10 protein-coding genes are annotated in these 11,005 nt (G+C 29.5%); 6 read left to right on the top strand and 4 right to left on the bottom strand.

What is annotated here, in order from left to right; genetic code table 11:
* Positions 1–142 precede the first annotated feature (142 nt).
* The gene (locus RSC72_RS11315) at positions 143–2,569 is read right to left on the bottom strand and encodes an outer membrane beta-barrel family protein (RefSeq protein WP_332545756.1); all 2,427 of its coding nucleotides are present in this window, start codon (positions 2,567–2,569) and stop codon (positions 143–145) included.
* 211 nt (positions 2,570–2,780) lie between these two features.
* On the opposite strand from RSC72_RS11315, the gene RSC72_RS11320 reads away from it, so the two are divergent.
* Positions 2,781–3,107 (top strand): hypothetical protein, encoded by a 327-nt coding sequence (locus RSC72_RS11320; protein ID WP_332545755.1) that lies wholly within the window; start codon positions 2,781–2,783, stop codon positions 3,105–3,107.
* A gap of 46 nt (positions 3,108–3,153) precedes the next feature.
* Here RSC72_RS11320 and RSC72_RS11325 read toward each other — a convergent pair whose 3' ends face one another.
* Positions 3,154–4,221, bottom strand: coding sequence for a patatin-like phospholipase family protein (locus RSC72_RS11325; RefSeq protein ID WP_332545754.1), 1,068 nt, complete (start codon positions 4,219–4,221; stop codon positions 3,154–3,156).
* 105 nt (positions 4,222–4,326) lie between these two features.
* Here RSC72_RS11325 and RSC72_RS11330 point away from each other — a divergent pair, with 105 nt between their 5' ends.
* On the top strand, positions 4,327–5,208 hold the full coding sequence (locus RSC72_RS11330) for an AraC family transcriptional regulator (protein WP_332545753.1): 882 nt from the start codon (positions 4,327–4,329) through the stop codon (positions 5,206–5,208).
* Between the two features lie 224 nt (positions 5,209–5,432).
* A complete protein-coding gene (gene ccoG, locus RSC72_RS11335; RefSeq protein ID WP_332545752.1) occupies positions 5,433–6,887 on the top strand; it encodes a cytochrome c oxidase accessory protein CcoG in 1,455 nt (484 codons plus the stop codon).
* Positions 6,888–6,933: 46 nt separating this feature from the next.
* On the opposite strand, the gene RSC72_RS11340 is transcribed toward ccoG, so the two are convergent.
* Positions 6,934–7,257: a HopJ type III effector protein gene (locus tag RSC72_RS11340; RefSeq protein WP_332545751.1), complete on the bottom strand. Its 324-nt coding sequence runs from the start codon at positions 7,255–7,257 to the stop codon at positions 6,934–6,936.
* A 158-nt stretch (positions 7,258–7,415) separates the two neighbouring features.
* On the opposite strand from RSC72_RS11340, the gene RSC72_RS11345 reads away from it, so the two are divergent.
* A complete protein-coding gene (locus RSC72_RS11345) occupies positions 7,416–7,736 on the top strand; it encodes a hypothetical protein (RefSeq protein WP_332545750.1) in 321 nt (106 codons plus the stop codon).
* A 97-nt stretch (positions 7,737–7,833) separates the two neighbouring features.
* Here RSC72_RS11345 and RSC72_RS11350 read toward each other — a convergent pair whose 3' ends face one another.
* A complete protein-coding gene (locus RSC72_RS11350) occupies positions 7,834–8,325 on the bottom strand; it encodes an SPOR domain-containing protein (RefSeq protein ID WP_332545748.1) in 492 nt (163 codons plus the stop codon).
* Positions 8,326–8,734: 409 nt separating this feature from the next.
* On the opposite strand from RSC72_RS11350, the gene RSC72_RS11355 reads away from it, so the two are divergent.
* Together RSC72_RS11355 and RSC72_RS11360 are read left to right on the top strand one after the other, a co-directional pair.
* A complete protein-coding gene (locus tag RSC72_RS11355; protein WP_442879143.1) occupies positions 8,735–10,153 on the top strand; it encodes a c-type cytochrome in 1,419 nt (472 codons plus the stop codon).
* A gap of 22 nt (positions 10,154–10,175) precedes the next feature.
* On the top strand, positions 10,176–11,005 hold an 830-nt coding region (locus tag RSC72_RS11360; RefSeq protein WP_332578513.1), incomplete at its 3' end, for a TAT-variant-translocated molybdopterin oxidoreductase.

Below are 11,005 nucleotides of genomic sequence, written 5' to 3' on the forward strand. Positions count from 1 at the left end.
TTTCTATAAAAATGATAAATTCTTTATTCAAAAATAGCGTATTTATTCAGTTATAGCGTAAAATTAGTTTTTAAAATGGATTTTTATAGAAACACAAAATGCCCAAATATTGGGCATTTTGTGTGATGAATATTTTAACGAATTATAATCTTGATTTTATTGTACTATTTGCTTCGTTAATATCTCTTGATTTTTTAATTTTTTGATTCCCGAATTTATATGTAACGCTCAATGTAAATTGTCTATTATAATTTTTTTGATATACATTATTGAAATTTCCATTTGATTCATTGTTATTTATTTGAACATTTGCAGTGTCAAAAAGATTTTCTACTTCAAACAAAACGGTCCAATTTGTCCATATCTTTTTTAGATTTAAATCAAAACTATGTTGTTGTCCTAGTTTTCCTAATTCTAATTCAAAAGATGATAAATACCAATAGTTAACACCCAAAAACCAATCTTTATTTGCAGATAAACGAATGTTGTTATCAAATTTGAAATGAGCACTTGTAGATGCAGCGTCTACAATATATGGATACAATGTTTCTTCTAAACCTGGTTGTGGAATATAAGTAGGATCAGATTTTACTATTCCACTATATTTTTGGTACATAAATGTTGATGAATAACTAATGTTCCAAATTCCATTGTAAAGCGCTTTATTAACACCAATTGTTGCGTTTAATGTTTTTTTGTCACCATAATTCATACGGATGTAACGTAGAAATTCGGTTGTTTCTCCTGTTGCTAAGTTTTTAACTGATCCTTGTAATGGAATTTGACCAGATGCGTCTTCTACATATTCAAAATCAACATTTAAGAAATAAGCTCCTTTCAAAAGATAATTTAATTCTTGTTTATAATATTTAGAGCTTGACATGAATGGATTATTTTGCAAATAATTGGTTGGTGTCATGTATGTACGCGCAGGATTTAATTCCCAAAATGCAGGTCTTTTAATTCGACTAGAAAATGTATAGCTTAAATTATTGTTTTTATTGATTTCGTAATTTAATGTTAGATAAGGTAAAAGATTTGTGTAATCATTTTTGAATGAATTATTTTTTCCAATAATATCACCTTCTGTTTTTGTGATCTCTAGACGAGAACCTATTTTCCCACTTAATTTTTCAGATAGTTTTCGCTCAAAAGTTAAATACAATCCAATAATATTTTCTTTGTATAAAAAGTGATTTGTAAAAACTTGATCTGGTATGTAATTTCCATTAATTAAATTATCTTGTTTTGTATCGTTGTCTGTTTTTGTGTAAATATAATTTGCACCAAATAACCATGTATTTTCTTTTTTAGTTTTTGCAATATAATCTGCATTTAAACTAATATTGTTTATTTTTTGAGGTATAATTTGTCTTAATGATTGATATTCGCTATTGTCAAACGGAAATGTCTGATTTGTACTTTCCATTCCTCTTTTGTAGAATAGGATAGATGCATTTGTCATTAATTTACTTCCAATTGTATCTGTTTTGATTTCATAATTAAGATTAAGAGAATGATTTCTGATTTGTGCGTCTTCAACTTTTGTTGTACGATTCATCAAAATTCCGTTATATGAATTATCGAATGTAAATATGGAATTAAAACTTTTGTTGTATCTATAATTGTACGTTAATCCAATATTTTGATTAGCAGATAATTCGTAATCTAACCCAATATTTCCACCAATATTTGTGTTTGGATCAGCAATGTAACCGTTTGAATTTGTGATAAAATTTTTATTTCCGTTTGATAATTCAATTTTTTCATACGATTTATTAATTCCAGTATAAACTCCAGTATTTACGGCTAATTTATCTTTACGGAAATTAAAGCTAGCATTCATACTTGGATTATTGTAATAACCTTGATTGTCTACCAAACGCACGTTTCCATTATATCCATTTGTTGTAGTTTTTTTCATCACAATATTAATAACACCAGTATTTGCTTCAACTTGAAATTCACTTCCAGGAACTGTGATAATTTCTATTTTTTGTATATTTTCTGAAGGTGTATTTTTCAACATTTCAATAATTGCCTCATTGTCCATGTTAGATTTTCGTCCATTGATATAAATAATCACATCAGATTTGTTCAATATTTTTAAATTTTTTCCATCTGTAGAAGAAACAAGAGGTGTTTGTTTTAATAGATTAAAAGCATTATTTCCCTTTGCAATAGAAGAATTACTAACATCAAATACAAAACGATCTGCTTTTTTCTGAAATACTTTTTTAGCAATAACAACTTCTTTTAAATCAACATTTGGCGAAGAAATTTTAAGTTGTTTTTCGGTATTTTGAGTCAATTCAATTTTCTCTTTATAAATGGTGTCAAAATTTACAAGAACAGCCATTTCGTAAATTCCTGTTGGAATTTGATCAAAAGTAAATTTTCCATTTTCATCTGTCAAATTAGATAATTCAGTTTTATCATTCGCTAAATAAATCTCTCCAAGAGAAATCGGTGCATTGGTTTTATCATCAACTAAACTTCCAGAAAAGTTAAGTTGAGCAGATGCAGTTATGCTGCATAATAAGATTATAAATAGAAGTTTGTTTTTCATAGTAATGTAATTTCTACAAATCTATGTGTTTTACACTACTATGCAAAACAAAGTAGTGTAAAATTTTTAAATTAATTATAAGAAATGATTGGTTTTCTCTTGTATGCTAGATGAATAGAGAGAAAAATATTTTATGTTTTTTGATAAATTATATCATTTTACATTGGCTTTTATACATTTCTTTTACTAAATTTGAGTAAAACATAGGTTTATGAAAAGAGTATTTTTTGAAAAAGACAGCCACAAAGATTATTTATTTGTAATAATTGATCAAGAAAAAGAGTTGGAGCAAATTTATAAAGTTGATAATTTTACAGACGAAACTGGTCGCGAGTATGTGTATACTTTGATTGGTGAACGCAAGGCTTTGACGCCCGAAAAACTAAATGGACATGTTGTACCACAGGTTAATGGTAAATACAAAGATTTTAATAAAATAGGAGAGTTAGATTCTGCAAATGCATGTTTAGAAAGTATTATAGATGATCGTCAATTAAATAAAGATCAAGATATTTTTATATATGTTAGAAGTAAGTAAATATTAAAAAGGCTTTATTCTTATATAGATTAAAGCCTTTTTGATGTTATTTTATTTCAATTTTATTGAAGATTAATTTTTGTACAACTTCATCTAAATATTCTTTATTTTTTGCAACATAATCGTTCGCAACATCTATTAAGGTTTTGATATTTGTATTGGATACATTTCCTAGGTCTATTGAAGATTCGGGAATTTCGGGATTAAAACGATAATAATTGTGTTGATATTTCGGTTTCAGTAAGCTATACATACTTTTCATTTCCATATCAATCATATTTACACCTGTCGAAATAAAAATATCAACCAACGGATCTACCCATTTTGATTTTGATATACCTGTTAATTCATTGTGTTTATAAGATTTTGCGCGAGATCCATTCCCAATAGAAATGGTAATAAATTCTTGTAAAGGCGCAGTTCCATCAAATTTTAAATCATCTTTAAAATATTTATTAAAATTTATTTTTTGAGATTCTATAAAACCACAAAAAGTAGGATTATTTGCAAATACACCACCATCAATACAAGAAAATTCTTGTTCTGCAAATGACTTTATTTTTGCTGGTTCAAAATAAGTTGGTGCAGCTGAAGAAGCGCGACAAACATCTTTAATATAAAAATTTCGGAAAGGTGAAATTCCATCAATCGAATTGAAAATTTTCGGTTTTTGATGTTCTGTATCATAAGCAATCAATGCGCATGGACGAATTAAATTTTTGAGTTCAGCATCTTTAAAAACAATTTCTAATTGACTTTCTAGTACCATTGTAGAAAAATTATCTTTAAAAACAGCTAATGGATTGTTTAAAATAGTCCAAAAGGTTTTAGAAAAAATATTTTTTCCTTCTCCTAAATAAATATTTAATGCATCTGTAATAGAATGTTTTGCTTTTTTTGGATGTTCATCTGATGGTAAAAGTAACAAAGATGCAATCAAAGCACCTGTACTTGTTCCGGCAATAAAATCGACATAATCGCCAATTTTAGCATCTTCACAATCTTGTTCTTTTAGTTTATCCTCGATATATTTTAGGATTATACAAGAAATAATTCCTCGTATTCCGCCACCATCCAAAGAAAGTAGAATAATTTTTTTCTCTTTAAATTCCATTTTTATAATCGCTTACAGCAATAAAGTTAAACTTTTCAAATCATAAAAAAGAATGATTTTATTCGAAATTATAGTTTGTACTTTTGTCTTTCATAGATTTTGAAAATGGATAAGCAGCAATTTCCGACATTTGATATTTGTAATTTAAATACACCTAAAAATATAAACGAATTACTTTCTGTAGATCGTTTTAGAGGGTATGTGGAAAGTAATCCTCATTTGCAACAAGTGCATAACCATAATTATTACCATTTGGTTTATTTTACAGAAGGAAGTGGAGAGCATTTAATAGATTTCGAAAAATTTCCTGTAAAAACAGGTATGATGTATTTTATGAAACCAGGACAAGTGCATCAATGGTATTTTAAAGAAAAATATGATGGATTTGTTGTGAATTTTTCGAGTAGCTTTTTTGATTGGATTGGAATTAATTCAGCTTTACTTCAGAAGTTTTCTTTTTTACAATCTATAAAAATTACTGATCATGTCATTGAATTGAATAAAGATTTACAACTCATAATTTCGTCTTTATTTGAAGAAATTATTAATGAAAATTTGTTGAACGATCAGTTTACGAACTTAAAAATAGGAACACAATTATTAGAATTATTTATATTAATTGAGCGTCATTATTTTTCGGAATCTAATACTATAAATGATTACAAATCTGTTCTTTTGAATAATTTTCAAACCCTAATAGATCAGAATTTTAAGATTAAAAAATTGCCAAAAGATTATGCCGAAATGCTCTATGTTACACCAAATCATTTGAATGCCTTGTGCAAAGATTTAGGTGGAATTTCAGCAGGAGAATTAATTAGAAGTCGAGTTGTTTTAGAGGCAAAACGTTTGTTGGTAAACAAAGAACTGTCTGTAAGCGAAATTGCGTATGAATTAAATTTTCAAGATGCATCTTATTTCGTGAAATTTTTTAAGAAATACACCAATTTTACTCCCGAACAATTTCGTAAACAATATTATATCTAAGCAATTATTTGATCGATTTTAAGTCCATGTATTATAAAATAGGATAAGTTTTTTTATAGAATTTTCATTTAGAAACAATCGTTTTCTTTAATAAGTTACAAGTTAGTTTTTGTTTAAAAAAAGAATGATTTTTATCAATCCATAAAAAATACCATAGAAAACATAATTAATGCCAAAGTTTTGGAATGCTTCAGTCTTAATTTTGCTCTCTAATTAGATAAGGTATGAGTGATTTTGATCAAAATACAGTTCAGTTTAATGTTGCAGATGAAAATGAGAAATTTAGAACAGAGGTTGCAACAATGGAAAGAAATGGGACAAGGAAGTGGGTTTATGCTAAAAAACCTTCTGGTAAATACACAAATTATCGTTCCATAACTTCAACGTTATTATTGGTTTTATTGGTTGTTTTACCATTTATCAAGTTACCTAACGGAAATCCTTTATTCAAATTTGATGTTTTTAATACCAACTTCATTTTATTTGGTTTTCCCTTTTTTACAACAGATTTTTTCTTGTTAGCTTTTGGAATGATTATTACGGTTGTATTTATTATACTATTTACAACTGTTTATGGTAGATTGTTTTGTGGTTGGTTATGTCCTCAAACTATATTTTTAGAATTTGTTTTTCGTAAAATAGAATTTTTAATAGAAGGTGATCGTAGCAAACAAATCAGATTAGATAAACAAGATTGGGACGAAGAGAAAATATTGAAAAGAGGAATAAAATGGTTCGTCTTTTATTTAGTTTCTTTTTTCGTGACAAACATATTTGTAGCTTATTTGGTGGGAGTTGATGTGTTAGAAAAAATGATAATCGAAGGTCCTTCCGAACATAGTGGAATGTTCTTTGGAATTGTCATTTTTAGTTGGTTGTTTTATTTTATTTTCGCTTGGTTTCGTGAGCAAGCCTGTACATTGGTTTGTCCTTATGGTCGTTTTCAAGGTGTGTTAATCGATAAAAAAACAATTCAAGTTGCGTATGATTTTCGTCGTGGGGAAGGAGAAAGTGGTCGTTCCAAATTCAGAAAAAACGAAGATAGAAAAGCTGTAGGAAAAGGTGATTGTATAGATTGTGGACAATGTGTTGCAGTCTGTCCAACTGGAATTGATATCAGAAATGGATCGCAATTAGAATGTGTAAATTGTACTGCTTGTATGGACGCATGCGATGATATTATGACTAAGATCGATTTACCAAAAGGTTTGATAAAATATGCATCAGAAGAAAATATTATTGAAGGAAAACCTTTTAAGATAAATGGTCGATTAATTTCGTTTACTACAATTTTGATTGCAATGATAGTTGCTATGAATGTATTTTTGCTGAATAGGAGCGATGTTGAAGTTAAATTTTTGCAGGTTCCAGGAAAAGATTTTGTTATAGAAGGTGATTATGTAACAAATACATTACAATATAATTTGATGAATAAAACCAATCAGCCTTATAAATTAACTGTTAATGTGAAATCATTCAAGAATGGTAAAACGGAGATTTTGAATGAACAAAATCAATATATCGTTGTTAAACAAGGAGAATTGAAACAAGGATTAATCAAAATTAAAATTCCTAAAAAAGACTTGACTTCTTATAAAGTTCCAGTCGATTTAGAAATAAAAGAAGCGAAAGGAAAATCAATCGACGATTATGTCATAAGTTTTATGGCTCCTTTTTAGATATTTTACTCAACAAAATAGCCTCGAAATTTCGAGGCTATTTTAATTATTTTTTAGTCAAAACTTCATTTTGAAACGAAACACCATCCCAACCATTTTCCATAAATTGACGAATGTTGTTATGATCTGTTCCATTTGGCGTTTCCAAAACAGCTTTATAATGTTCTGCAAATAATTTTAATGTATCATTTTCGGTATAATTATTCAACTTTGCAAAAGCTAAAACCTTAGCACTTCCCTGATTTTGATCTACAGTATTTTCTTGATTTCCGTTTGTAAAAGCAGAAGGTGTATAGTTATAATTATCTTCAATATAAGAAAGCACATCTACAAAAACTATTTCGTTATTATCTAATTTTTTTAGTATCATTTTTTTTAATTTCATCAAAAATACAAACAATATTTATATGCAATAAATGATTTTCAAACTTAAAATTTACGTTACGATAAATGATTAACTAAAATTTAACAATATATTGTTTTACAATTAGTTAGTTTAGATAAATAATCTAAAAAAAAATAAAAGATATGTTTGAAAGAAGACAATATAATTACGAAACCTCTAGTGTTGCACTTCGTGAGCTAGCAAAGAAAGGTTATCAAGAAGATTTTAATTTACTTGAAGGTGAATTGATGGATCATCCTCATGATTTTAGAATTATTTATATCTATCGATATGAAGGTAATTCTAATCCAGAAGATGAATCAACCGTGTATGGAATAGAGAAAATTTCGACAGGAGAAAAAGGAGTTTTAGTTGCAGGGAATTTAAGTTTTGCTCAGACTAATTTAGCAGAAGCATTAATTCATTTAGAAATAGAAGGTCGAAATTTATATCTAAACAATTAAAAATATTAATAATGAATCATCTACTAAATATTACCATAAAAGAATAAAAGCGTTATCAAACCAAAATTTGATAACGCTTTTATTATGTAATATAACTTTATTTCGCTTTTCTACACAAGACTTTATAAGGAATAGAAAATGCACTATTATAATTTGATTTTAATCGACGAATATCTTTAGATGCAGAACTTTTAGAGAAATAATCTCCAACTAAAACACGATAATCCGGTGCGTAATAAACGACTTGAGCCGACATATCAGGATAAATTTTGTTGAACTCAGCTCTTACTTTGTCTGCATCAGCTCTATTTTTCGAATAATAAATTTGTATCTTAAAACCGCTAACCTGAGGCATTCCTGCACAAGGATCATTAGATTTTACAACAACAGGTTTTTTATCAATAGGCTTTTTAGTTGGCGATGTATATGTACAAACCGCATCTTCTTTTGCCTTTATTACATTATTTATTCTACTGTCAATTTCCATATTAAGCGTACCATTATTAATAATTTGTACGGTGTCAATTTTTTCTTGAGCAAACGCTGAAGCTGAAAATATAAATAAGAATAAAACGATAAATTTTTTCATAGGATGAATTAATTTGTGCAAATATACTTCTAAGAATTAAGTTAAGAAACTATAAAAACTACTTTATTCTCTTTCTACTAATATTGTTCCAAAAAACTGAATTCATCATAATTTCATAAAAAAGATTGAAATTTGAGAAGCTTGTCTGTATTTAATAAGTGTTTGCAATAATTTTCAGTTCACTAGGTTTAAGTTCATTTTTTTTAGGTTGATTAACTAGAATAGATTATATTTATGAGGCAATATTTTTTAACAATTAATTTAGAATTGTTTTAAATTAAGCTGAATGATAAAGTTCAGTATGTAAACTTTATGATTTTATTAAGTATTGAAACTATTTTTGCTGTTAGTTAAGTGTTCAAATAAAAACGAATTAAAAGAAACAACGAACTGAGATTATTTTAAGTAAATGAAGGCAAGATTTCTAAAAAGAATACGTTTATGGAGCTGCGCGATTATAATGTCGACGTTCTCCTTAGCAAATGCCCAAGATGCAGGTAAAGGTTATGAATTGTTCGAAGCCAACTGTACAACTTGTCACCAGATAGATGGTAAGTTAATTGGGCCGGAATTACGTAATGTCGAGAAGCGTGTAAAAGACGAAGCTGGACTAGGTAAAGAATGGTTGCATGCGTGGATTAAGGACAACAAAGCGTTACGCGAGTCTGGAGACGCATATGCAAACAAAATTTTTGCTGAGTACAATAACACAGAGATGTTAGCCTTCCCAGGTTTATCAGACGGTGATATTGATAATATCTTAGCATATACTGCAGACCCAGACGGTGGTCTAAAAGCATTTGAAGAAGCAAAAGCTGCTAAAAAGAAAGAAGCTGCTGCTGCAAAAGCTGCTGAAGCTGGACAAGGCGGAGGAGCTAATTCGGGTGTTATCGCCGTAGGTTTTGTTGTTTTAGCAGCATTATTATTGTGGATTTTGGTTCGCGTTAATGCATTAGTTAAAGCTACAGCAACAGAAGAGTTGAATGCAGATAAAGAAAAAGCAGCTGTATCATTATCACATGTATTCGAGAAATACAAAAAAGTTGGTAGTGTACTTGTAGCGGTTTTAGCTTTCTTAGCATTATACAACGTCTACTGGGGATTAATGGGAATAGGTGTTGATAAAGGTTACGAGCCAGAACAACCAATCTATTTCTCTCACAAAGTTCACGCAGGTGTACAAGGTATCGATTGTCAATACTGTCACAGCTCTGCAAAATATGGTAAGGTATCAGGTATTCCTTCACCAAACGTTTGTATGAACTGTCACAAAACAATCAAAGAATACAAAGGAGATTATTTCGAAGAAGAATTAATCACTTCTGGTAAATTTGCTGATGAAGAAAGCGTGAAAAACTTCTACACAGCGGAGATACAAAAAATGTATAAAGCGATTGGATGGAATCCAGAAACTAACAAGTACGATGGTCCACAAAAACCTATCGAATGGGTTCGTATCCACAATATGCCAGATTTCGTTTTCTTTAGCCACTCACAACACGTTGTAGCAGGAGAAAAAGCAATCAAGAAAGCAATAAAAGACGGTACTATTCCAAATTCTAAAGAATTAAACATTGGTTCAGGAGATCAAGTTTGTTTCGCATGTCACGGACGTGTAGATGAAATGAACGAAGTTAAAATGGCAAATGACTTTACAATGGGATGGTGTATTGAGTGTCACAGAACTACTGAGGTAGATATGGACAACGAGTATAACAAAGAATATTACGCAGAGCTACACGAAAAACTGAAAAAACAGTACGGTGACGCAACTAAAATTACAGTTGATGCTATCGGAGGTTTAGAGTGTGGTAAATGTCATTATTAATATAAAAAAGAGAGGAGTATAAATGGCTTCGAAGAAAAATTACTGGAAAAGTTTTGAGGAGTTAACTGACAATACGTTAAACGATAAGTTAACTACCAATGAATTTGCAGAAGAAATTCCTGTAGACAATTTCTTAGGGAATGATAACGCCATGGAGAACAGTCAAACTTCACGTCGTGACTTTTTGAAGATTTTAGGATTCAGTACAGCCGCTGTTACATTAGCAGCCTGTGAAGCTCCAATCGTAAAATCTGTTCCTTATGTAGTAAAACCAGAAAATATCATGCCTGGTGTTCCTACATATTACGCATCTACAGTTTTTGATGGGTATGACTACGCGAACGTATTAGTACGTACAAGAGAAGGTCGTCCTATCCGTATCGATGCAAATAAAGGCGCAACATATTTTGGTTCTACAAATGCTCGTGTTCAAGCATCTGTATTATCATTATACGATTCAGATAAAATAAAAGCACCATTAACTAATGATGGTGATAAATTTAAAGCAACAACTTGGAAAGATATTGATGCTAAAGTAACAAAAGCTTTAGCAGCAGTTGGTGGTAAAAAAGTGGTTATCTTAACACCTTCTTTACCTTCTCCAACAACTAAAAAGTTGATTGCAGATTTTGCAACAAAATATCCAACAACTCAACATGTAGTATATGATGCTGTTTCTTATTCAAACGCATTAGACGCTGCACAAGAAGTGTACGGAAAAAGAGAATTACCATTCTATGATCTTAAGAATTCTGAATTAGTTGTTTCTTTCAACGCAGATTTCTTAGCAGATTATAACGGTGGTGGAATGGAAGGTGACTATGGTGTAGCTCGTAAACCAGGAGTAAACAT

The organism is Algoriella sp., assembly GCF_036647415.1.
Classification (GTDB): Bacteria; Bacteroidota; Bacteroidia; order Flavobacteriales; family Weeksellaceae; genus Empedobacter.

Coding starts and splice junctions, on each gene's coding strand:
- RSC72_RS11350 (WP_332545748.1), bottom strand. CDS start 8,325: ATGAAAAAATTTATCGTTTTATTCTTATTTATATTTTCAGCTTCAGCG.
- RSC72_RS11355 (WP_442879143.1), top strand. CDS start 8,735: ATGAAGGCAAGATTTCTAAAAAGAATACGTTTATGGAGCTGCGCGATT.
- RSC72_RS11320 (WP_332545755.1), top strand. CDS start 2,781: ATGAAAAGAGTATTTTTTGAAAAAGACAGCCACAAAGATTATTTATTT.
- RSC72_RS11345 (WP_332545750.1), top strand. CDS start 7,416: ATGTTTGAAAGAAGACAATATAATTACGAAACCTCTAGTGTTGCACTT.
- RSC72_RS11330 (WP_332545753.1), top strand. CDS start 4,327: ATGGATAAGCAGCAATTTCCGACATTTGATATTTGTAATTTAAATACA.
- RSC72_RS11315 (WP_332545756.1), bottom strand. CDS start 2,569: ATGAAAAACAAACTTCTATTTATAATCTTATTATGCAGCATAACTGCA.
- ccoG (WP_332545752.1), top strand. CDS start 5,433: ATGAGTGATTTTGATCAAAATACAGTTCAGTTTAATGTTGCAGATGAA.
- RSC72_RS11325 (WP_332545754.1), bottom strand. CDS start 4,221: ATGGAATTTAAAGAGAAAAAAATTATTCTACTTTCTTTGGATGGTGGC.
- RSC72_RS11340 (WP_332545751.1), bottom strand. CDS start 7,257: ATGATACTAAAAAAATTAGATAATAACGAAATAGTTTTTGTAGATGTG.